Here is a 23541-nt window from a genome sequence, read left to right on the forward strand (position 1 = left end):
TATTGATGCTAGCCAGTTGAATTTTCAGCTTTCGCCCTCATACATACAGGTATGAATATCAGTAAAGTTAGCCTAGTTATGCTGTGAAAGTGAAAGTCTACTAAAAAGCGGTGATTTTTTAATATTGGCTTAAGCTAGCTTGATAACAATGGGGACATATTTAAATTTAAGTGGTTTAAATTACTGATTAACCCTTATTTATGATGCTAAACCAGTGTGATTACTTTAAGCTGGGCTATCTAGATTTAATTAATTAATCAACTATTTGCGTGTGGTTGTTTATTGTTCACAATACGCATTTTACTGTCTTGGAGACTGTTATGAATCAACAAACTTTGTCGGGCCATCAAGCTACGACGGTGGAAACAAACAAACTTATCAAAAACACCTATATGCTGTTGTCGATGACGCTGGCTTTTGCCGCGGTTATGGCGGGTGTGGCCATGGCGTTAAATATTGGTCCATTTATGTCTATCGGTTTGTCATTAGGCAGTATCGTCGTAATGATAGTGACCTTGAAAAAAGCCGATAACGCGTCTGGTTTAGCATGGATATTTGCTTTCACTGGTATGCAAGGTGCATCACTAGGTTACATTTTGAACCACTATGTTGGTTTAGCAAATGGTCCTGAGTTAATCATGCAAGCCTTTGGATTAACCTCAGTTATATTTGTGTCGCTGTCAGCTTACGCAATCACCACCAAGAAAGATTTCAGCTTTATGGGTGGCTTTTTGTTTGCAGGCTTATTAGTGGTTATCGGCGCATCACTGATAAACATGTTTGTGGGTAACGGCGTAGCATTTGTGGCTATTCAAGCTGCTGTAGCGCTATTGATGGTAGGCTTAATCCTTTATGATACGAGCCGTATCGTAAACGGTGGCGAAACCAATTATATTCGTGCTACCATTTCGTTATTCTTAAACTTCATCAACTTATTCATGGCGCTTCTGCACTTATTAGGCATGAATAACGACGATTAATCGTCATTGACAGTAATTTACGATAAAATGGCCCTAAATTAGGGCCATTTTTTTTATAATGAATAAATTTATTGTACAAGTTAACGGACCAGCCTACGGGTCTACCGCCAGCTTTAGAGCGCTTAAGTTCTGCCAAGCTGCGGTTTCTGCTGGTCATCAAGTGGTAAAAGTCTTTTTTTATCAAGATGGTGTTTACAATAGTAATGCCCTTAATTGCCCTGCTTCCGATGAAGTTAACCTACAGCAAATGTGGCTAACCTTCTCACAAGATAATCAAACCGCGATGATAAATTGTGTTTCCGCTGCACTGCGCCGTGGAGTCTTGTCTGAACAAGACGCGATTGAAAATGGAAAAGCCCATTGGAACAGTCACGATGTATTTGTAATGGGTGGCTTAGGTGAGCTTGTCAGCGGCATAGAACATGCCGATCGCTTAGTGTGCTTTTAAGGACTAACCGCAACATGAAACAGATTTGTATTGTATTTCGTCACGCCCCTTATGGCACAACTCACACCCGCGAAGGATTAGACTTTGCCTTACTGAGCGCCAGCTTTGAGCAGCAAGTGTCGTTGATTTTTTGCGATGAAGCTGTACTGCATTTATTACCTGAACAACACGCTGAGCTGTCCGGTAGCAAAGACTACGTATCGGTTTTTAAAGCGTTTGATTTATACGAAATAGAAACCGTATTGGCCTGTGAGCAGTCGCTTAATGCAATGGGGTTAACAGTGGATGATTTAGCTATTGATGTGCAGTCAGCAAGCGCTGAAGCGATTACAGCACAATTAGCTTTAGCGGATGAGGTATTGGTATTTTGATTTTACATCACATTCAAACATCAACCGCGAGTGATAATGCTTTAAGCCTATGTTTAAGATACATAGCGGCTGATGACAGTATTATGTTGGCGGCTGACGCGGTAAACGCCCTCCTCAAGCCACGATTATTAACGGCTATGCAAGGCAATGACGTTTATGTATTAATCGATGATATTCAAGCCCGAGGCTTATCAGCAAAAGTAGCTAAGCTGCAATATCCTAATATTCACCCGATTGATTACACTGAATTTGTTAATCAAACACTGCGCCATAGTAAGGTCATCACATGGTAGAAAAGTCATTTGAATTTATGTTTGAGTTTAATGGTCAAGCCATTGAAACCGATAAACAAGGCTATCTTAAAAGCGTGGATGATTGGCAGCTTGATATGGCGCCGATTTTAGCAGCTACTGAAAACATTGAGTTGTCTGAAGCCCATTGGGAAGTGGTTCATTTTGTGCGTAACTTCTATTTAGAATACAAAACCAGCCCAGCCATTCGAGTACTAGTAAAAGCCATTGGTCAAAGCTTAGGGGCAGATAAAGGCAATTCGAAGTACCTTTACACCCTATTCCCCGTTGGCCCCGCTAAGCAGGCAACAAAAATTGCCGGATTACCCAAACCCGCTAAATGTCTTTAAGGTGGATTAACTCTTTTTAGATATAAACGTTAAAAATAAGTGCCTTTAATGCTAAAGGCACTTTTTACTTATTTAATAACTGAATAATTACCGAATATTGATTATCGACCAGCCAATGCCGCTGCCGGAGCTATTTGAGTGGCTTTCCATGCGGGATAAATCGTCGCGAGTAGGCTCATTACTAGCCCAATAAATACTACAAAAAGTACATCATGGGTTTGTAATTGTGATGGCAAAAAGTCGATAAAATAAATGTCAGAGTCCAGCAACTGAATCCCTAATATAGATTCGAATCCTTTCGCTATCGCACTTAAATTAACCGCAATCAACATACCTAAAACTCCGCCTATCGAACAACCTAATAAGCCGTTTAGTCCGCCTTGCATGATAAAAATGGCCATAACGGCTGAGCGCTTTAATCCCATGGTCATTAAAATCGCAACTTCAGATGCTTTGTCGCGTACTGTCATCACTAACGCCGACACAATATTAAAACAGGCTACGGCAATAACTAAAGCCAACACCAAATACATCACCATTCGCACTAATTGAATATCTTGATAAAGGTGACCTTGGGTTCGCGTCCAGTCATTAAGGTATAGATATTGTTCTTGCGCATAACCTAAGTCACGCGTAACGCTAGGCGCGCTAAATACATTGTCGACTTGTAAGCGAATACCACTAACGCCATCGCCCATATTTAATAGTTCACTTAAATATTTCAAAGGCACATAGGCTTGCGAGGCTTCAATTTCACCGCCTAAGTCATACACGCCACTGACCACAAACCGATGACTTTTAGCCGCACTTAAGCGGTTGTTATTCGCGGCAGGCGTGTACATTGCCAATGTATCGCCAACTTTTAATTGCAGTTTATTCAGTAGGCTGCGACCCAGCACAATATGATTATCTGAACCTTGTAAAGACTGCCAAGCACTGGTATCCATGTATTGAGCAATACTTGATACTTGCTGTTCATACTCAATATCAATCCCGTTAACCACTATTCCCTGAAAACCACCGGGCTTTTGCACAAGTCCCTGCAAGCGCACAAAAGGCGCAACACCGGTAATTTGCGGTATATTTTTAGCGGTTTCAGCAATCGCCAGCCAATCTTGGATCGGCTCATTCACGCCGACTAATTCGCCGTGTGATATGACCCCAAGCAAGCGGGTTTGTAGCTCTTTTTCAAAGCCGTTCATGGCTGACAATACGATAATTAATACCGTCACGCCCAAGGCGATACCTGCGGTAGAGGCAAATGAAATAAAACCGATAAAGCCATTATTTTGCCGCGCGCGATAAAAGCGCCAACCAATTAAAAAGGGTAACCATTTACTCATGGTCACTTCCTAATGGCGGGTTGTTAGTAGCAACTTGTAACACGCCATCTTTCATGGTCAATTGACGGTCCATTTTAGCGGCTAACTTATGATCGTGCGTTACCACTACAAAGGCTGTACCAAATTGCTGCGCCAGTTCACGTATTAATTGATATACGGTTTCGCCACTGCTGGCGTCTAAGTTGCCCGTTGGCTCGTCGGCTAACACCAATTTAGGTTGATTAATTAGCGCACGGGCAATCGCCACACGTTGACGCTCGCCGCCGGATAATTGCGCCGGAATATGCTCTAATCTATGGCCTAAACCAACCCGCTCTAATAACACTTTGGCATTAGCTAACGACTGTTGTTTATCTTTACCTTGAATAAAAGCTGGCATAGCAACGTTTTCAATCGCACTAAACTCTGGTAACAAATGATGAAACTGATAAATAAAACCTAAATCCTGGTTACGCAGGCTTGCTTGTCTTGCCGATGATAACTGATAGATATCTTCGCCATCTAACATCACCTTGCCATCACTTGGGGTGTCTAACGTGCCCATAATATGCAGCAAGGTACTTTTACCCGATCCTGAACTGCCGACTATGGCTAACTGTTCACCTTTGTAAACCTCAAGATTGACATCTGTAAGTACCTGAGTAGTCACTTCGCCATCATGGTAATGCTTACTAACATGGCTAATGGTTAATAAAACCTGTTTTTTCTGGGTCATTATTCGTATCTCAATGCGGTAGCGGGTTGAACCTGTGCGGCGCGTAACGCTGGGTAAATAGTAGCAATTAGGGTAATCAACAAGGTGCCAACAATAATCACACATAATTGGGTAAATGATAATTGCACCGGCAGTGTTTGGCCTGCGCCCAGAATAGAAACGCCCAAAGTGGTTAGAATGTCATTTAAGTTTAGGGTTAAAATAATGCCAATAAGGGTGCCTAATCCTAAACCTAATAAGGCATTTAACGAGCCTTGAACAATAAATATGTTCATAACTGCTGTTGTCGTTAACCCCTGGGTTTTAAGCACTGCGACGTCTGTGGTTTTATCAACCACCATCATGACCAATGCTGACACAATATTAAACGCCGCTACCGCCACAATAAGGCTGAGCATTAACGACATCATGTTTTTTTCCATATTGACCGCAGCAAATAAATGACCAAAGTCAGCACGCCAGTCACGGCTAGTTACCTCAACACCGCTCTGTTGCAGTAACTTGGTCGTCAATGGCGCGATACTGGCAACGTTAAATGGATCGGTTAAATACAGTCGCAATTCAGAAATAACATTAGGGTCTTGGCGCATTAAGCGACGAGCGTCTTGATAATGTACATAGGCAACTGAAGCGTCAACCTGAGCGCCCATTTCAAATACGCCGGCCACAGTAAATTTACGCTGGCTTGGTACTGGGCCAAGTGGTGAATACACCACACCATCACCACTTAAAATGCGAATTTGATCGCCGGGTTTAACCGCTAAGTTTCTGGCGAGTTCGCTACCCAATACAATGGCATAGCTTCCCGGTGTTAAAGCATCAAAGGCGCTTGAATATGTGTGAGATATAATGCTCGACAAACCTTGCTCAAGTTCAGGATAAACGCCTAATACTTGCGCAGCGGCGATGTTAGCACTGGATTGCAGCATGCCTTGGGTTGTGGCACTGGGCACAATGCCGACAATATCATTCTTTAGTTGTTTGTGTTGCTGTAAAAAGGTGGCTTGGGTTTGCCAATCATCAAACCCTGTTTGATGGACTAAGGTCAATTGCGGTACAGCACCTAAAATGCGGTTTTTAAGTTGCCCTTCTAGGCCATTCATTACCGAGCTGACCACAATTAACGCGGCCACACCGAGAAAAATACCAGACACGGCAAACAACGTGATAAATGACGCAAACGCATTGGCTTTACGTGCACGCCAATATCGAAACCCCATAAAAAAAGAAAATCCAAAATTCATATAAAATTTGTCATCCAATGCGCATATTAGCGCGTATATTGGTTATGCTTGAGTCAAAATTGACGCTAAAACCATTACAAAAAGCTTATGACTTGCTAAACCATCAAGTTGGGCATGATAATAGGTGTATTAGATTGATAAATAAAGAGGCAAACCTTGATAAACGATAGCAATTCTTATTTTAGCGTACCTCACCAATTTAATGTTTATCTTTCGCCCTGGGATAAACAACGTCCTATCCCTGATGACACCCAACTCAGGCAAATGCAATCTACTGGACTTAAACTACTGTCAGAAGTTAAAGCACTTGAATCAAATTGCTTGTTGCAGTTACGCCAGCTAGACAGTGCGACCCAATCTATTGTTGAATTTTTAAAGTTACAATCCCGTAAAGTCGATTTAGTATTGCAGCATGTGCTTGAAAAAGAAGCCCAAGCTGGGGTGCAATATCAAGGACATCAGTTTGGCGGCAGCGGCTTAAGCCTTTTTTCAGACAAACAAATGGATGTTGGCAGTATTTTTAGTTGTCATATATATCTTCATGCCGAAGTGGTTGCCGTACTGTGTATCTGTGAAGTCACTGGCTCATACCCAGCAGATAAACAAGAAGCCATTGCCCCAAATAGTCCAGCAACGATTGAACAGGCATTATGGCAAACTGACCTCGCCTTTATTCAAATTTTAGATGAAGATGTTGAGCAGTTAGTTAAAGCCAGTTTAACTGTACAACAAAAAATGCTTAAACTGCGCAAGCAGCTGCGTAAAGACAATCTGTAAGTTCTCTCAATACAAGTTAATCAATTAAATGAAACAATTTAGTGTAATCGCTCCGCCAAGTGTTAAAAAAGGCCAACAACAGCAAGTTTTAACCACCCTAGGCGGCGTATCCCAAGCGCTCACTGTCGCAAATTTAATTAACCAGCATTCAGGCACCAGTCTGATTGTCACTCACGACACGCCAAGCGCGCTGACCTTAGAAGCAGAGCTCAGCTACCTTTTAGCCAATACTGGTGTCAATGTGTGCTTATTTCCTGACAGAGAAACCCTGCCCTACGACAGCTTCTCACCACATCAAGACTTAATTTCACAGCGCCTAGAGTCCCTGGCACAAATCAGCCAAAGTAATCATAACGTGGTGATTGTGCCGGTAAACACCTTAATGGTGCGACTGCCGCCAAAATCATTTTTAACCGCCAACGTAATGATTTTGAAAAAAGGCGACATATATAGCCTTGATCAAGTGCGTCAGCACCTGACCGATACGGGCTACCATATTGTTGATCAGGTCTATGAACACGGTGAGTTTGCCATTCGTGGCTCGATTATTGATATTTTCCCTACGGGTTCCAAACAGCCACTGCGTATTGAACTGTTTGACGATGAAGTGGAAACCATTCGCTTTTTTGATGTTGATACCCAGCGTTCCGGTATGGCACTTGAGCAAATTAGAATGCTGCCCGCAAAAGAGTTTCCAACAGACAGCGCCGCAATCGAAGGATTTAGACAGCGTTACCGGCGTCGTTTTGAGGTCATTTCTAAAGAAGCTGAATCAGTATATCAATCGGTAAGCCGTAATATCATGCCTGCGGGTATTGAAAATTATTTACCACTGTTTTTTGATGAATCATCAAGCTTATTTGATTACCTGCCAGAACAAAGCCAACTGATAACCTTAGGTGACATTGATAAAGCCTGTGAGCACCATCTACAGGAAGTGTACAGTCGATATGAAGACCGCCGAGTCGACCCGTTAAGGCCTTTATTAGAGCCAAAAGAGCTTTATTTGCTTAGCGACCAACTGTTTGCCGCATTCAAACCTATGCCGCGCAGCCAAATCATTAATGCAGTGTTTGATGAACAAGGTCAAATTAATCCTGAATCGCAGCCTAAAAGTGCCTTGCTCGTCAAAGCCAGCACTATTAGTGATATCAATGCCAATCATAAGTTAAAACAACCTTTATTAGCCTTACAGGAATACAGCCAACAGCATCCACAAATGTTGTTTGTGGCTGAATCTGAAGGCCGTCGCGAAGCGTTACTTGAATTACTGGCAAAAGTAGGCATTAAACCGAAACTGTTTAAGCATATTGATGACTACGTCACTGCCAAAGAGTTTATCGGTTTAGTTGTATCGCCACTGTCACGCGGTTGTGAATTAGAGTTAGGCTCTAAAGGTAAAGTCAGCATCATCTGTGAAACCGAATTATTCGGTCATCGTATTTCACAACAACGTCGACGCGAAAAACAAAAACAAGTCAGTTCTGATGTACTGGTTAAAAACTTAGCCGAACTTAAAGTCGGTCAACCTATTGTGCATTTAGAGCATGGTGTCGCGCTTTATCAAGGGTTAGAAACCTTAGACACCGGCGGTTTAGTTGCTGAGTATTTAAAGCTTGAGTACGCTGGCGGCGATAAACTGTATGTGCCAGTGTCGTCACTGCATTTAATTAGTCGCTTTAGTGCGGGTAATGAAGAAAATACCCAACTTAATAAATTAGGTAACGAAACCTGGGCTAAAGCCAAGAAAAAAGCCATTGAACGTATTCGTGATGTTGCCGCTGAATTACTGGATGTTTATGCTCGCCGACAAGCTCGCCCCGGTGAAGCATTGGCACTTGATGAAGAAGAATACGCAGTATTTGCCCAAGGTTTTCCCTACGAAGAAACCGTTGACCAAGAAAGTGCAATTCATGCGGTATTAGCCGACTTACAAGCGCCAATGGCAATGGACCGATTAGTGTGTGGTGATGTGGGCTTTGGTAAAACAGAAGTGGCCATGCGCGCAGCCTTTGTTGCCGTTAATGCGGGTAAACAAGTCATCGTACTGGTACCTACCACCTTATTAGCACAACAACATTATGAAAACTTTACCGATCGCTTTGCAGATTGGCCATTTGTAATTGAAGTAATGTCACGCTTTAGAACCACCAAAGAGCAAAATCAAGTGGTGCAATCATTAAGCGATGGCAAAGTCGATATTGTTATTGGTACCCATAAGCTGCTCACAGCAGAGGCTAAGTTTGATAACCTCGGCCTACTGATTATTGATGAAGAGCATCGCTTTGGCGTGCGTCAAAAAGAAAAGATTAAAGCCTTACGTGCCAATATCGATATTCTGACCTTAACTGCCACACCTATTCCACGAACCTTGAATATGGCCATGTCGGGTATGCGAGACTTATCGATTATTGCCACGCCACCCGCCAAACGATTAGCGGTTAAAACCTTCGTGCGCGAGTACGATATTGCCACGGTGCGAGAAGCCATTTTGCGGGAAATTTTACGCGGTGGCCAAGTGTATTATTTACATAATAATGTTGAAACCATTGAAAAAGCCGCTCAGGATATTCGCGATCTGTTACCCGAAGCACGCGTTGTAACTGCCCACGGTCAAATGCGCGAACGTGATTTAGAAAAAGTGATGGCTGATTTTTATCACCAACGTTTTAACGTACTTGTGTGTACCACTATTATCGAAACCGGTATTGACGTACCTAGCGCCAATACCATTTTGATACACAGGGCTGACATGTTTGGTTTGGCCCAGTTACACCAATTACGTGGCCGAGTAGGACGTTCACATCATCAAGCCTATGCCTATATGATGACACCGCACCCAAAACTTATGACCTCAGATGCGCGTAAACGACTAGAAGCCATTGATGCACTAGAAGATTTAGGCGCAGGATTTTTACTAGCAACCCAAGATTTAGAAATTCGCGGCGCGGGTGAATTACTCGGTGATGAGCAAAGCGGACATATCAGTAAAATTGGTTTTAGCTTGTATATGGAAATGCTCGAATCGGCTGTCAAAGCGCTTAAGGAAGGTAAAGAGCCGTCATTAGCCTATATGATGAATGCAATTTGCGACATTGATTTACGTATTCCGGCTTTATTACCCGAAGATTATGTTGGTGACGTCAATATGCGTTTGTCGCTATACAAACGTATTGCCAACTGTGACTCTGAAACCATGATTGATGAACTTAAAGTCGAGTTTATTGACCGTTTTGGTATGCTGCCCGATCCAACCCGTAATTTAATGGACATCACCTTATATAAACACCAAGCCACTGAGCTAGGATTACAGCGTATTGAGATGCACTCAAAAGGTGGCAGCTTAGAATTTGGCACAGAACATAGAGTCGATCCGATGTTTATCATCGGTTTATTGCAAAAGCAGCCACAAATCTATCGAATGGATGGGCCAAATAAGTTAAAGTTCACCATTCCAGCTGAAACCAGTAAAGACAGGCTCGAATTATTGAAAACTTTACTTGAACAGCTCGCTAAACATCAAACTGGAGAGCAGTAGTGCTTTTGAATATAACAGTGCTTCGTAAAATATCAGCGTTACCCAGTATCGCAATAACAATGGCAACGCTGAGTGCGTTAACATTTTCATCCATAGCCCAAGCTGAATCATGGTTTGAGGTTGAGGTATTTGTTTTTGAACGTGAAAGTTCATCGCTAGAACAATGGACTAATGCCGTTGCACCGAAAATTAGCGATCGTGTCGTCGATTTCATCACGCCCTTAATCAGCACAGACATTACCGGCGTTGCCGCGGGATTAAGTGGCTGTAGTGCCAATGATTGGTCTAGCGAGATCACCCCAGACTGTAATGACCCGTTAACCAGCAGTACGGTACGCAGTCACCCAAGCCAGGTGCCATTTACTGTTGCAGCATCAAGTGAACAGCAAGCTTATATAGGCATAGGGCCACTCTTGCTTGCCGACAGCCAAAGCAAATTTAAAGATATTATCCGTACCGTTAGCCGTGAACGTAATGTCAAACCGGTTGTGCACTTAACCTGGCAGCAAAATATGGAGTCACAGCGCAGATCAACTCCGGTAAGAATATTTGGTGGGAAAGACTTTTCAAAACAATTTGATTATCACGGCCAGCAAGTGAGTGGACAATCTCAAACCGAATCGTCATATCAACTGTCAATGAATGACTTTTCAACCTTGGGCGATATGACTCAAACCGAGCAAAAAAACCGGTATGGGAGCTCGATGGCACCATCAATATTTATTTAAGCCATTATTTATATATTGAAAATAATTTAGCGCTGCGTAAACCGACTCAAAAGTTAGTCGAGTCTAACCGTAGCGAGTTCAATCAGTTTAATGCGGTCAATACTAAAGTTGAAAAGACGATGAAGCCGTTTTTACAAGTGATCCCATTAGCGCAAAACCGTCGGGTGCGCAGTGGCGAAATTCACTACTTTGATCATCCGCAAATGGGCATGGTAATGCAAATTCGTAAAATGGCTCAGCCAACCTCGGTAAAGCCAATTGATTTAAGTAAACCTAGCTATCAAGCCCAACCAAATTCTCAAAGTCAAAGTCAATCCGGTGTTGTGCAACCCTATGGCCAGTAATCCTTAAGTTAATGCTATCTAGGTGAATAATATCTAGAACGAGTAAAAACCGGATCATGTATCCGGTTTTTTTATACTTGAGAATATGCTTACTGTACGACGATAATATAGTTTGATAAAAAATTAAGGTTGTCATGAACGGTAATGACGTAATAGTTGATAAATTATCAGAGGACAAATTTCATTTTTTGAGAATAAAGTTTGATCACTTTGAAACTCACTTTTGGACAAAAGCGGGTTGCAAGATTTGTTTTTCTAAAAGTTTGCCCTGACCAAACTAAATTTTAAAACTCAATTAAATTTTCATTGGCGTCAAAGGTTTACTACAAGTGCAGATGATCCAGCGAGACGCCGCAAGCACCTCCATGTGGGCTTAACCAAAACATCCTTGTTTTGGATACTCGCTGGCTCATCTACACCCGCATTTATATCTCTTCGATTTAGCTTTATTTGTGATTGTAGTAAAAGCTAAATCAGAACAAGAGTTAACTCGTTTTTGGACAGAAACGTTTTAGAAAGCCAGCATTTCAATTTACTTTTTATAAACGTTTACCTTGACCTCACTAAATTTGCTATTCATTCGTCGACACGCGTATATGTCCTTACAGCTCACCTAAACATCCATGTCTCAGATTCTTCGTCTTACGAACACTCATGGTTCAGCTTTTTAGCATCTGTGTAACCTGTTCACTTAACCCCGTAATATTCAATGAAACCATTAATCTTTTGTTAACTAATACAACTATTTACCAACAGCTCAAAGCATGCCATATTATCACTGGCCGTTTTCCATATTCCTCTATGTAACTTTTAAGATATAACTATGACCAAAAACGTACCAAATACTGCAGCGCTAAAGGCTTACGGTAAGTATGAAGTGGCTATAGATGAGCCCAACTCAAGCTCAAAATACGCCTCTCTGACGCCTAAGTTGAAGAATGATGAGAGTACTTCTCATTATTTTGCCGCACTTGACTTTGCCTTTTCACAAGCTGATGTGAAAAATATCGCCGTCACAGGTCCTTATGGAGCTGGTAAAAGTACTGTCATACAGTCTTTTCTCTCCTTGCATAAGAAGATCCCCCATGTGAATGTATCTTTGGCTGGATTCGATATCGCCGGCAGTGATAAAACGCATGATCCTAGAGAAGTTGAACTCAGTATCCTTCAGCAGATCCTCTATAAAGTGGATCGAGATGTGGTCCCGGACTCAAGGATTGATCGTATCCAAGACCGTAATGATCGGCATGTATTTGGTCTTTTTATTTCATTGATAAAAATTGTTATCCCGACGCTAGTATTGCTGAGCCTGATCTTCACTGAAACCGCCGCACAATATTTTCTTCTACCTGCATATTTGGATGATGCACTAAAGGAACACTTCATTCTTAGATCTATTGCAATGATCCTTTTGTTTCTGCTAACCCTTTATTATCTTACCCAATCAGCTTCAAGAGCCGGCATTTTCGACAAAAAATTGAAACTTAGCAAAATAGCATTTTTAACTGGTGCAACAGAGGTTCAAGGACAGGAGCCGCCGTCCTCACTTTTAAACAATTGCCTAGATGAGATTGTGTACTTCTTTTCTCGGTCCAAGTATCGAACTGTGATTTTTGAAGATCTTGATAGGCTAGGTAAAGCTGATATTTTCATAAAACTTAGGGAAATCAATAAAATAATTAATAACAATCGGAAGGTCGATGATCCTGTTCGATTCATCTATGCCGTCAAGGATGATATTTTCCTTGGTGCAGATGTCAAAACTAAGTTCTTTGATTACATTGTTCCTATAGTTCCGATAATGGACACTCGTAATGCCTATAGCATCTTGAAATCAAAAATCATTGAATTCCCAGATTCACAGTGTCTGCGTGGAGCTTCTCTATACATCACTGATATGCGTTCACTTCAGAACATAATTAACGAATATAACTTGTATATGAATATAGTGGACAATCAGTCCAGCAAACCTAAACTTTTCTCCTTGATATTTTATAAGAACCTCTTTGCCCTCGACTATAACCTCGTAGATAAAAAACTGGGGATTCTGTATTCCTACATGCATGATTTTCGAACAAAAAAACTACATGTTAATCACTTTGCTAATCTAGATGCACAATTGGATGAGCTTGAGGATAAACAGAATAGAGCAATGAATGAATTAAAATCGAATTCCACTGATGTTCGTGAGGAAATACTATGTCGTTTTATTTCTAAAAAACTTTGGCCGCATTATTTTTTTTATAAAGGACCTGCCAATTCTTATAACGCCTCACCGCAAACTACAGATGGCTTAGTTAACAGTGAAGAAGTTTTCAAAGCGTACTTTTCAACGACTGCCGATATTTATTTAGGAAGCTCAAATCAAGGACAAGTTAAACTCGAGACTCATGAAGTGCGTAACATTTTGGAGGAATATGCTGTTCGTGTAGAGTTAACAAAGGATTCAAGATTAAATGTCATTAAACAAACACAGCGTGAAATCGCTGAGTTACGTGAAAATATCCGCAAACGTAACGAGATTTCCCTAGCCGAACTAACAAAGCGAATAGGAAGAACAGCATTCAATCTATTAGCAACGAACTATATCAAAGATATTAATGATAAAGGCATTATTTCAGCAGAACAAGAGAAAACGGTACTCGATAGCCTCAAATATGGCGGTTTTGATGCACTTTATTACCTGATAACTAACGGCTATCTGATGCAGGATTTTATGATGTATCGGTCAATTTTTTATAAAGGCTCAATATCAGCCGAGGATAACGAATATATCAAAAAGGTAGGCCTTCATATTAATCATGCGGAAGCCAATGACTCTTTTTTAATTGAGAATGTTGCTGACGTTACCAGAGAACTGATTGAAAACTCTTACACTCATCGTGATGGTGCTCTGCATCACCAAGTGCTAGCTGACCTTCTTCACAATAACCCCGTTGTTCTGGACGGTGTTATCAATAGCCTGTTAAGTAGGAAATGTGAAGATATCTACTCGATTATGGGAATTATTGATCAAAGGTTTGAAGATCAGAGTAATTTTGACCGTTTTATAATTGCGGCAACAAAAATAGCTGAACACCAAGATAAGTTACTTAGAGTGTTGCTTGAAACAGACAACGGATCGCTACATAACCGAATTATTACATCTATGATGGTGCACGCTAATTTAAGCCAATCCAGAACACTAAAAGAGTTCAGGCAATACATTGAACAGTGCGGGTGGAGCCTCGTTAGTGCACTTGACCTACATCAAGTCGCCCCATTCATGAACAATGCCAAGTCATTAGGCGTTATGTACGACGAAGTAACTGAAGTGATTAGCGATACTGAGCGGGATGCTGCAAAATACTTAGCCGACAATGATATGTATATACCGAGCAGGGAGACATTTTGTAACATAGTCATGGCTAAAATTGGCCAAGAACACATATCCGCTTTAGAAGTTGCAAACACGCCTTGGTCGTTATTATTGGACAATAACCTCACTACTATTGAAAATTATGTAACCTCTGACATTGACAGTTTTGTGAGAAACATTTTTCTATTCTCCAACGAAAATAGCGAAAGCATAATCGCCATGCTAGATGATAACGACTTAGACATAAACCTTAAGGTTGAAATCATAAGTCACATGGCATTTTCTCTGGAGGATCATACTCAAGTTACTGATAGCACGGTCCTTAAAATAGACAACAGTTCGATGACCCTGCATGATCTGCTGTACAAATATGATCGAATTGTTCCTTGTTGGCTAGCTTTGACAAAATACGTCGGGAGTAAGTGTAATCGCGTTGTGTTACGTGACTATCTAACCCGTCATGCCGAAACATTATCTACTGATGACAATTCTCTAGTGCCGCTTGAGACTACAACGGACATCTACATAAATATTGTATCTGATGATGAATTATCGGATGAGGTCTATCAGAGTGTTACCACACTCTTACATATCCCTTTTACTTTACTTGATGACAGCCTTTCTATTAACAACTTAAGACGGTTAGTCGAAAACGGTAAACTACCACTTGAAGAAGATGCATATAGCCATATCATTACCCAACAGAAAACAACATCAGATATTTTGGGTTTTCTACTTTTTTGGTTTGAAAAATATCAAGATAAATTCACGGAAAACATGGAGTTTTATTTGTTACAGAATGAAGATAAGGAATTCTTCAAGCGGCTATTTAGGGCATCATTGATATCAACGGAGCTTAGTATTGAATTGCGTTCAACGCTTATAAAAGATTTCATAAGCTACCCTGAATTATCCCTTTTGAATGGAATAGATGTACCTTCAACAGTATTGAAAAACGTCATAGCTTCATCGGATAGTGATCCTTATAAACTGGCATTATTGACACGATATGCCCTTAATTCACGCAGCACTAAAGAAAATATCTTAGACCTTCTCGGCGAAATCGAAGAAAAGGAAGTAAGAAAGGTTTTTAGTCAAAAATTTCAAGCTACACTTCAAACCAGTATGCCAGCAGAAGTCCTTGAATTTCTATCTGCACTAAAGGCTCGTTGTTTCATAAATCAATACACTGATAAGGGAGATGGAAAGATAGTCGTTAAAATAGAACCTGACCCAAAAACTCAACCGAAATGGTAATGACCGATTTTATATATCGCTGAAAATCACTCATTTAGAATTAAAACTAAGCCATATATGGCCATGTTAATTGTGATTCATTTTACCTTGCTTGCAACGGTCGAGATTCAACTCTGAACTTGAGGATGTTGAAGAAAATAGCGTGAAGCTCACATGAATGTGTTCTGGTCTAATTACATCGAAAATTATGCGCTTTTCAGCATTTTTCGTCTGGGGCGCTGAGGGTTTCTAAAGGGCTTCTTTTGTAAAAAGCGTGCGGTTTGCCACTTTGGTCTGGTGTGGGTGAAGCACCACAACGTTGGTGGCCGCATGTCATAGCCTAACCAACTTTGGGGCAGAAATGTGTTAGTCCTTAACCCTTTTCCTCACCAAAAGTCCCAAAAAATATCAAACTTTAATATAAACGCACACTTACGGTGTAAATAATATCTAAAAAAGCGGCTATCTATTGATAGCCGCTTTTTTATTGTTACTGCGAAAACTTACACTGCTGCATGGATTTGTTTAGCCGTTGCAATTGCCGCTAACCAGCGCGCATCTTGCTGTAGCGCGTTAGCGACATTTTGTGTGTCAGGCTTTAAACTTAATGCATTGGCGATTGGTGGATTTGCTGGCCAGGTAAAATCGCGTAATAATGCCGCCACACCTGTTGGGTCATTACAGACTAAAATCATGTCACAACCTGCATCTAATGCCGCTTGCGCTCGACCTAAATAGTCACCGGCAAAGCTGGCTCCTTTCATGCCTAAGTCATCAGAGAAAATAACCCCTTTAAATTCTAAACGTTGGCGCAATACATCTTGCAGCCAGTAAGTAGAAAAGCCTGCTGGATTAGGGTCAATTTGATCATAAATAACATGTGCAGGCATAACACCATTTAATTGCCCTTTAGCGATTAAGCTGACAAAAGGTTGCATATCAAAGGCTTCAATTTGCGCCAGGCTGCGACTGTCTACAGGCATAGCCACATGGGAATCTGCTGCAACGCTGCCATGACCGGGAAAATGTTTACCCACAGCAGCCATACCCGCTTGTTCCATACCAATAATAAACTCTGCCGCTAAGCTGGCCACTTCATCCGGATTAGCGCTAAAACTTCGCTTACCAATCACTTCACTTATACCATTTACATCTAACACAGGCGCAAAACTTAAATCAATATCACACGCTAATAGTTCAACCGCCATTAAAAAACCGCACTCTTTAGCCCACAATTTTGCTAATGCTAAATCACCTTTTGCAGCGGGCAAAATATCTCCCATAGCAGGAATATGAGTAAAGTCCTGCTTAAAGCGTTGCACTCGACCACCTTCATGATCAACGGCAATTAATAGCTCAGGCCGAATATTCCTCACTTGTTTTACAAGCTCAATGAGTTGAGGTTTACTCACGTAATTGCGAGTAAATAGAATAATACCGCCCACTTGAGGATGTTGTAGTTGCTCTGCTTCTAGCGCTGACACTGTCAGCCCGGCTAGATCCATCATTAAATAGCTCAATCGTATACCTCGTATAATTTAGCCTAATAAGCTTAATGTATAAGTTAGGCTAATCTGAAAATAATGCATAAAAAAAACTAATGAACTGTCTGATCAAAAATATGGGATACTTCAGCCAATTTAACGCGTGTTAAAAAATACGAGTATGCCATCGAACAACCGTTAGCAAAACACTCAGCTATAGAGAATCAGCTATAATTAAGTATCTTTAACTATAGTGGCGTTAACTATAATGATTTGAACGATAGTGACGTGATGATTTTAATAGCGTGATGATAATACTCTCAAATAACTAAAACAATAAACGACCACATAAAGGCTAAAAATTATGATTAGCGTATTTGATATGTTCAAAATCGGTATTGGCCCGTCTAGCTCCCATACCGTAGGCCCAATGAAAGCCGGCAAAATATTTATGCAAAAACTGATAGACCAAGATCTGCTATCGGGTATTGATGAATTGCAGTCAGAGTTATTTGGCTCATTAGGTCAAACAGGTAAGGGGCATGGCACAGGCAAAGCGGTCATTTTAGGCTTAATGGGTGAAGACCCAGAAACCGTCGACACCGGCGCGATTGACGGCATTTTAGAAGCCGTATCGAACGATCAAAAGCTTAAACTAGCCGATGGTAGATTAGTTAAGTTTACCCGTGAAAATGGCGTAACATATCATCGCCGTAAAACCTTACCCGCCCATGCAAACGCGATGACGTTATATGCGTTAACCAAAGGCGAAATCACCTATCAGCGTACTTACTATTCAGTGGGTGGCGGTTTTATTCTTGATGAAGATGAAATCACCCAACGTAATGCTTCACCTGCAACGCCGATTAAAGAAGCGCCCTATGACTTCAACAGTGCAGCGCAATTATTAGAGTTATGTTGTGAGAACGGCTTAAGCATTTCATCATTAATGATGGCTAACGAACTGAGTATTGCCAGCGAAGAAGAAGTAAAACAGGGTTTATGGAAAATTTGGCAAACCATGAAAACCTGTGTTGACCGTGGTTATCAAAAAGAAGGCATATTGCCTGGTGGTCTTAAACTTCGCCGCCGTGCACCTTCTTTATACCGGCGTTTAAAAGCAGAGGGCCGTAATAATACCGATCCGTTAACCGCAATGGACTGGGTAGATTTATTCGCCTTGTCAGTAAACGAGCAAAATGCCGCTGGCGATCGCGTGGTAACCGCGCCAACTAATGGCGCTGCGGGTATTATCCCTGCGGTATTATGTTACTACGACATGTTTGTGCAAGAAGTGGATATCGATGTGTGCAGTCGATATTTATTAACCGCTGCTGCTATTGGTATTTTGTATAAGAAAAATGCCTCTATTTCAGGTGCTGAGGTTGGCTGTCAGGGTGAAGTAGGCGTAGCCTGTTCTATGGCTGCAGGTGCACTGACTGAAATTATGGGCGGCACAGTTGAGCACGTAGAAAACGCGGCTGAAATTGGCATGGAACATAACCTAGGCTTAACCTGCGACCCAGTAGGCGGCCTAGTACAAGTCCCCTGTATTGAACGCAATGCCATGGGCGCAGTAAAAGCGATTAATGCCTCACGTATGGCGTTACGTGGTGATGGTAATCATAAGGTATCACTTGATAAAGTGATTAAAACCATGATGGATACCGGCCGTGACATGCGCAGTAAATACAAAGAAACCGCTAAAGGTGGTTTAGCGGTGAATATTGTCGAGTGTTAATCACTTTCTGCTAGATTTTGATTGCTGAACACAAACTACAAATCAATGCCAATCTACTCAGGTTGGCATTTTCATTTAAAACACATTGTTTTTACCCAATATATAGCGTTATATAAAGTATAGAAAAACCCATTTTAGCTAAAAGATGAGATTGAATTGATGAAGAATATTATCTGCGATATTGATGGCGTATTACTGCACGATAACAAGCTGATCCCCGGCAGTGATAAGTTTATTCATCGTATTATTGAACAAGGTAATCCACTGGTATTATTGACAAACTATCCAGTGCAAACCGGTAAAGACTTACAAAATCGTCTTGGTGCGGCCGGCATTAATGTGCCCGAAGACTGCTTTTATACCTCTGCGATGGCAACTGCTGATTTTTTAAAGCATCAACAAGGCACTAAAGCTTTTGTGATTGGTGAAGGCGCCCTCACCCATGAATTATATAACGCAGGCTTTACCATTACTGACATTAATCCAGACTTTGTAATTATTGGCGAAACCCGCTCGTACAACTGGGACATGATCCATAAAGCCGCGCGATTTGTTGCTGGTGGAGCACGCTTTATTGCGACTAATCCTGATACCCATGGGCCACAGTTTAGTCCAGCCTGTGGTGCACTATGCGCACCCATTGAGCGTATTACCGGCAAAATGCCATTTTATATTGGGAAGCCTTCAAGTTGGATTATTCGCTCTGCCCTCAATCATATTCAGGGCCATTCTGAAAATACAGTGATCATCGGCGATAATATGCGTACCGATATTTTGGCAGGATTCCAGGCCGGTCTGGAAACCATTCTGGTCACCAGTGGTGTTAGCCAGATGGGCGATATAGATAAAGAACCGTTCAGGCCCAATCATGTATTCGCCTGTGCCGGCGATATTGACGTGGTCTAGGCTTTAAGCGCCTAGCTAATGTGGCTCAATTTACATTAGGTAACACATTTTCAAGCCAGCACCCTTTTATAAGATGCTGGCTTGCTTCATTATAATCTGCAATACGGTAAAGCGAATGTTCTCTTATCACACTCTTTAATGATTTGATCAAATAACTTCGCTTAATAACCGAACCTCACTACTTTGGTTTAAAATAAAAATAAAAATAATATTTGGAATCCTGATGAAGCATTTATTTCCTCTCTGCGCAATTGCGTTGTTAGTAAGCGCCTGTAACGGTGACACTAAAGACAACAAACAAGAATCACAGGCTAGCAATGATGTTTTAGCTAGCTCAACAACCGAATTAATTACCTTTGATGAGCAACGTTTTCGTCAAGATATAAAAGTACTGTCGTCTGACGAATTTGAAGGTCGCGCCCCTACCACTAAAGGCGAGAAACTGACCTTAGACTATTTAACCAAACAGTTTACTGACATGGGATTAACCGGTGCCAACCAAGGCAGCTTTTTACAAGCTGTGCCTATGGTGACCTACACCCCAAGTGAGCAGCAAACGATTACCTTGGCCGATTTGCCGATGCAGTATCGCAAAGACATCGTGCTAAGTAGCCGTCACGCTAACGAGCAAATCACTATCGACAAAGCCCCTTTGGTGTTTGTGGGCTACGGTATTAATGCGCCTGAATCACAATGGAATGATTACAGCGGCATCGATATGAAAGGCAAAATAGCGGTTATTTTGGTGAATGACCCAGGTTTTGCGAATCCTGAAGGGACTAAGTTTAATGGCTTAGCCATGACCTACTACGGTCGCTGGAGTTATAAATTTGAAGAAGCCAGCCGTCAAGGTGCATTAGGTGCCATTATTATTCACGACACTAAACCCGCTTCTTATCCTTGGTCAGTGGTAGAAAATAGCTGGACAGGCCCTCAACAGGATTTAGTGCTTAATACTGATGAAGCGAATAATCGCATTCAGGTAGAAGGCTGGATGACCTTAGATGCGGCCAATCAACTCTTTACGAAATCAGGCTTTTCATTACCAACCTTAATGGAACGTGCTGCGGATGAGCCGGTCAATGTTGAACTTGCCCAAACCGCGTCGATTAAGTTTGCCAATAAAGCCGAATATGCCGACAGTTATAATGTCGTCGCCACCTTAAAAGGCACTAGCCAAGCTGATGAGCAGCTACTATTCACCGCGCATTGGGATCACATAGGTAAAGATGAAACCAAAGAAGGCGATCAAATTTATAACGGTGCCCTAGATAATGCTTCAGGTACTGCGGGTATTATGGAAATTGCCCGCCAGTTTGCGGAGCAAGCAAAACAAGGCAAAGGCTTAAAACGTTCATTAACTTTTGTGGCAACAACGGGTGAAGAGCAAGGTTTATTAGGTTCACGCTTTTATGCCGCTAACCCGATTTACCCATTGGATAAAACCGTTGCCGTATTTAACTTAGACAGCACCAATGTGTATGGCAAAACTAAAGATTACACTATAGTTGGTAAGGGTCAGTCTGAATTAGAAAACTACCTAGCCGATGCAGCAAAACTGCAACACCGTGAAGTTAAGTCAGAACGTAACCCAGCATCGGGCGGATTTTTCCGTTCAGACCACTTCAGTTTCGCTAAATATGGCGTACCAGCAGTATTTGCTGGTGGCGGCAGTGACCCACTTGATGATGCAACCGCAGCCTATAAAACTGAAATGGAAAAAACCATGAAAGGCTGTTATCACAATGTGTGCGATCATTATCATGCGTCATGGGATTTATCGGGCGCATTACAAGATTTACAAGTGTATTACCAAGCGGCAGAGACCCTAGGCAATAATCAAGATTGGCCAGGCTATTTAACAGGTTCAGAGTTTAATAGCCTACGCCCAGCAAAATAATTAATTTATCCTCCCCCCCAATAAGATATTAACCCAACAGACCCGCTCATTTGTAGCGGGTCTTTTTTATGCTAATAAACACTCGAAATACTCGGTGCCTATGTTTGGGCTAAGTATTGGTTGCCAAAATACTGTTAAACCTTGTTTCACCTTTGGATTGGAGTCCACATGAAACCATTATCAGTACCTCCTAAATCGATACACAATGTGCAAGCAAACTCTACTTGGTTAAATAAAGTGCCTGAAATCACCTTAATTTTTTGGGTGATTAAAATGATGTCTACCACGGTTGGTGAAACCGCAGCTGATTACCTAAGCTTCCACTTACACGTTGGTATGATTAACACCAGTATGATTATGGGGGTGTTACTCATTGCTGCCTTATATCTGCAATTTAAACAAGTTCAATATCGTCCAAATACCTATTGGAGCGTGGTGGTATTAATCAGTATATTTGGCACTTTGGTGACCGATATATTAACCGATAAATTAGCTGTCCCCTTACCGCTTTCAACACTTGCGTTCAGCCTGCTTTTAGGCGCTACCTTTGCCTATTGGTACAGCAAAGAACACACCTTATCAATCCACTCTATTGTGACTTTCAAACGAGAAATATTTTATTGGCTAGCTATTTTATTCACTTTCGCATTAGGCACGGCTGCGGGTGATTGGGTTTCAGAGGATATGAACGTGGGTTATGCCATGTCAGCCGTATTATTTGGAGCGGCAATAACACTGATTACCGTGGCGTTTTATCGCTTTAAAGTTAACGCTGTATTATGTTTTTGGTTAGCTTATATATTAACCCGCCCTTTAGGTGCCTCAATAGGCGACTTGCTATCGCAACCTGTCAGAAAAGGCGGTTTAGGGTTTGGTACAACTAATACCAGTATTGTGTTTCTGGTCATTATATTGATTCTAGTCAGTTACCTGTCTATTCAAGCCAAAAAAGCTGACAAAACTCACGGTTAAAACGGCAAGCTTGTCATCCATACACAATAATCATTACAGGCGGCAATATGACAACAACACAACAAGCATTACCGAAAGTGCCACAAGTGACCCTAATCTTTTGGCTGGTTAAAATTATTGCTACAACTTTGGGTGAAACTGCCGGCGATGCTTTATCAATGTCTTTAAATTTAGGCTATTTATACAGCTCACTCATTTTTATTAGCTTATTCTCAATTGCTGTTGTGATACAAATACGCACTAAACAATATCATTCAAGTATTTACTGGATAACCATCATTGCCACCACAACAGCAGGAACGACTATGGCAGATTTTGCTGATCGCTCATTAGGGATAGGCTATGCGGGAGGTTCAATATTACTGGTCAGTTTATTAGGTATTTCATTTGCCATCTGGTATCTCACTGTCGGCAGTTTAACCAATCAGTCGGTAAATAATACTCGCTCAGAATGTTTTTACTGGATAACCATTTTATTATCACAAACCTTAGGAACAGCATTAGGCGATTGGACGGTAGACAGTGCTAACCTAGGTTATGATGCCAGTGCATTTATATTCAGTGGTTTATTATTATTACTGTTAGCGGCATATCTTTGGAGCCAAATTTCTCGTACCTTACTATTTTGGCTAAGCTTTATATTAACCCGACCATTAGGTGCTGTAGTGGGTGACTATTTAGATAAACCACTTAGCCAGGGTGGCTTAGAATTTAGCCGATTTGGTGCATCTGCTGTGCTACTTTTCAGTATGATTTTGTGCTTAGTGCTATTTAAACAGCAAGCCTCTAAAACAAATCATTAACGTTAATTGTCAT

General features: G+C 41.4%; 19 protein-coding genes. 15 read left to right on the forward strand and 4 right to left on the reverse strand.

Annotated features, from left to right (window positions below):
* Window positions 1–320 precede the first annotated feature (320 nt).
* The 5 genes from ACRWQN_RS12045 to ACRWQN_RS12065 are packed head-to-tail and all read left to right on the forward strand — an operon-like array spanning window position 321 to window position 2439.
* Complete coding sequence (locus ACRWQN_RS12045; RefSeq protein ID WP_226415474.1) at window positions 321–980, forward strand: Bax inhibitor-1/YccA family protein; 660 nt, start codon at window positions 321–323, stop codon at window positions 978–980.
* A 58-nt stretch (window positions 981–1038) separates the two neighbouring features.
* Window positions 1039–1428, forward strand: coding sequence for a sulfurtransferase complex subunit TusD (tusD, locus tag ACRWQN_RS12050; protein ID WP_434937952.1), 390 nt, complete (start codon window positions 1039–1041; stop codon window positions 1426–1428).
* 14 nt (window positions 1429–1442) lie between these two features.
* Window positions 1443–1799 (forward strand): sulfurtransferase complex subunit TusC, encoded by a 357-nt coding sequence (gene tusC, locus ACRWQN_RS12055; protein WP_434937954.1) that lies wholly within the window; start codon window positions 1443–1445, stop codon window positions 1797–1799.
* Window positions 1796–2092, forward strand: a complete 297-nt coding sequence (tusB, locus tag ACRWQN_RS12060) for a sulfurtransferase complex subunit TusB (RefSeq protein WP_434937956.1) — start codon at window positions 1796–1798, stop codon at window positions 2090–2092. Before tusC ends, tusB begins: the two co-directional genes overlap by 4 nt.
* Before the next feature lie 17 nt (window positions 2093–2109).
* Window positions 2110–2439 (forward strand): TusE/DsrC/DsvC family sulfur relay protein, encoded by a 330-nt coding sequence (locus tag ACRWQN_RS12065; protein ID WP_434940649.1) that lies wholly within the window; start codon window positions 2110–2112, stop codon window positions 2437–2439.
* Between the two features lie 101 nt (window positions 2440–2540).
* Here ACRWQN_RS12065 and lolE read toward each other — a convergent pair whose 3' ends face one another.
* The 3 genes from lolE to ACRWQN_RS12080 are packed head-to-tail and all read right to left on the reverse strand — an operon-like array spanning window position 2541 to window position 5741.
* Entirely contained in the window at window positions 2541–3782 is a 1242-nt protein-coding gene (gene lolE, locus ACRWQN_RS12070) for a lipoprotein-releasing ABC transporter permease subunit LolE (protein ID WP_434937958.1), read from the reverse strand.
* Complete coding sequence (lolD, locus tag ACRWQN_RS12075; RefSeq protein WP_434937960.1) at window positions 3775–4497, reverse strand: lipoprotein-releasing ABC transporter ATP-binding protein LolD; 723 nt, start codon at window positions 4495–4497, stop codon at window positions 3775–3777. Before lolD ends, lolE begins: the two co-directional genes overlap by 8 nt.
* Window positions 4497–5741 (reverse strand): lipoprotein-releasing ABC transporter permease subunit, encoded by a 1245-nt coding sequence (locus ACRWQN_RS12080; RefSeq protein ID WP_434937962.1) that lies wholly within the window; start codon window positions 5739–5741, stop codon window positions 4497–4499. Before ACRWQN_RS12080 ends, lolD begins: the two co-directional genes overlap by 1 nt.
* Before the next feature lie 156 nt (window positions 5742–5897).
* Here ACRWQN_RS12080 and ACRWQN_RS12085 point away from each other — a divergent pair, with 156 nt between their 5' ends.
* The 5 genes from ACRWQN_RS12085 (at window position 5898) to ACRWQN_RS12105 (ending at window position 15743) form a co-directional block, all read left to right on the forward strand.
* Window positions 5898–6518, forward strand: a complete 621-nt coding sequence (locus ACRWQN_RS12085; RefSeq protein WP_434937964.1) for a hypothetical protein — start codon at window positions 5898–5900, stop codon at window positions 6516–6518.
* Window positions 6519–6546: 28 nt separating this feature from the next.
* Window positions 6547–10056, forward strand: a complete 3510-nt coding sequence (gene mfd, locus ACRWQN_RS12090; protein WP_434937965.1) for a transcription-repair coupling factor — start codon at window positions 6547–6549, stop codon at window positions 10054–10056.
* On the forward strand, window positions 10056–10784 hold the full coding sequence (locus ACRWQN_RS12095; protein WP_434937967.1) for a CsiV family protein: 729 nt from the start codon (window positions 10056–10058) through the stop codon (window positions 10782–10784). The genes mfd and ACRWQN_RS12095 overlap by 1 nt, the downstream gene beginning before the upstream one ends.
* A gap of 14 nt (window positions 10785–10798) precedes the next feature.
* Entirely contained in the window at window positions 10799–11128 is a 330-nt protein-coding gene (locus ACRWQN_RS12100) for a CsiV family protein (RefSeq protein ID WP_434940650.1), read from the forward strand.
* Between the two features lie 823 nt (window positions 11129–11951).
* Window positions 11952–15743, forward strand: a complete 3792-nt coding sequence (locus tag ACRWQN_RS12105) for a hypothetical protein (protein WP_434937969.1) — start codon at window positions 11952–11954, stop codon at window positions 15741–15743.
* Between the two features lie 482 nt (window positions 15744–16225).
* Here ACRWQN_RS12105 and nagZ read toward each other — a convergent pair whose 3' ends face one another.
* The gene (gene nagZ, locus ACRWQN_RS12110; protein WP_434937971.1) at window positions 16226–17242 is read right to left on the reverse strand and encodes a beta-N-acetylhexosaminidase; all 1017 of its coding nucleotides are present in this window, start codon (window positions 17240–17242) and stop codon (window positions 16226–16228) included.
* A gap of 328 nt (window positions 17243–17570) precedes the next feature.
* On the opposite strand from nagZ, the gene ACRWQN_RS12115 reads away from it, so the two are divergent.
* From ACRWQN_RS12115 to ACRWQN_RS12135, 5 genes are all read left to right on the forward strand, one after another.
* Window positions 17571–18947: an L-serine ammonia-lyase gene (locus ACRWQN_RS12115; RefSeq protein WP_434937973.1), complete on the forward strand. Its 1377-nt coding sequence runs from the start codon at window positions 17571–17573 to the stop codon at window positions 18945–18947.
* A gap of 159 nt (window positions 18948–19106) precedes the next feature.
* On the forward strand, window positions 19107–19853 hold the full coding sequence (locus tag ACRWQN_RS12120; protein WP_434937975.1) for an HAD-IIA family hydrolase: 747 nt from the start codon (window positions 19107–19109) through the stop codon (window positions 19851–19853).
* A gap of 223 nt (window positions 19854–20076) precedes the next feature.
* Window positions 20077–21753 (forward strand): M28 family metallopeptidase, encoded by a 1677-nt coding sequence (locus ACRWQN_RS12125; protein ID WP_434937976.1) that lies wholly within the window; start codon window positions 20077–20079, stop codon window positions 21751–21753.
* 168 nt (window positions 21754–21921) lie between these two features.
* On the forward strand, window positions 21922–22725 hold the full coding sequence (locus tag ACRWQN_RS12130) for a COG4705 family protein (protein WP_434937978.1): 804 nt from the start codon (window positions 21922–21924) through the stop codon (window positions 22723–22725).
* A gap of 47 nt (window positions 22726–22772) precedes the next feature.
* Window positions 22773–23528 (forward strand): COG4705 family protein, encoded by a 756-nt coding sequence (locus ACRWQN_RS12135; protein WP_434937980.1) that lies wholly within the window; start codon window positions 22773–22775, stop codon window positions 23526–23528.
* Window positions 23529–23541: the final 13 nt, after the last annotated feature.

This window comes from Shewanella sp. HL-SH8 (assembly GCF_051165765.1).
Lineage (GTDB): Bacteria > Pseudomonadota > Gammaproteobacteria > Enterobacterales > Shewanellaceae > Shewanella > Shewanella glacialimarina.

Coding starts and splice junctions, on each gene's coding strand:
- ACRWQN_RS12045 (WP_226415474.1), top strand. CDS start 321: ATGAATCAACAAACTTTGTCGGGCCATCAAGCTACGACGGTGGAAACA.
- tusD (WP_434937952.1), top strand. CDS start 1,039: ATGAATAAATTTATTGTACAAGTTAACGGACCAGCCTACGGGTCTACC.
- tusC (WP_434937954.1), top strand. CDS start 1,443: ATGAAACAGATTTGTATTGTATTTCGTCACGCCCCTTATGGCACAACT.
- ACRWQN_RS12065 (WP_434940649.1), top strand. CDS start 2,110: ATGTTTGAGTTTAATGGTCAAGCCATTGAAACCGATAAACAAGGCTAT.
- lolE (WP_434937958.1), bottom strand. CDS start 3,782: ATGAGTAAATGGTTACCCTTTTTAATTGGTTGGCGCTTTTATCGCGCG.
- lolD (WP_434937960.1), bottom strand. CDS start 4,497: ATGACCCAGAAAAAACAGGTTTTATTAACCATTAGCCATGTTAGTAAG.
- ACRWQN_RS12080 (WP_434937962.1), bottom strand. CDS start 5,741: ATGAATTTTGGATTTTCTTTTTTTATGGGGTTTCGATATTGGCGTGCA.
- mfd (WP_434937965.1), top strand. CDS start 6,547: ATGAAACAATTTAGTGTAATCGCTCCGCCAAGTGTTAAAAAAGGCCAA.
- ACRWQN_RS12105 (WP_434937969.1), top strand. CDS start 11,952: ATGACCAAAAACGTACCAAATACTGCAGCGCTAAAGGCTTACGGTAAG.
- ACRWQN_RS12115 (WP_434937973.1), top strand. CDS start 17,571: ATGATTAGCGTATTTGATATGTTCAAAATCGGTATTGGCCCGTCTAGC.
- ACRWQN_RS12120 (WP_434937975.1), top strand. CDS start 19,107: ATGAAGAATATTATCTGCGATATTGATGGCGTATTACTGCACGATAAC.
- ACRWQN_RS12125 (WP_434937976.1), top strand. CDS start 20,077: ATGAAGCATTTATTTCCTCTCTGCGCAATTGCGTTGTTAGTAAGCGCC.
- ACRWQN_RS12130 (WP_434937978.1), top strand. CDS start 21,922: ATGAAACCATTATCAGTACCTCCTAAATCGATACACAATGTGCAAGCA.
- ACRWQN_RS12135 (WP_434937980.1), top strand. CDS start 22,773: ATGACAACAACACAACAAGCATTACCGAAAGTGCCACAAGTGACCCTA.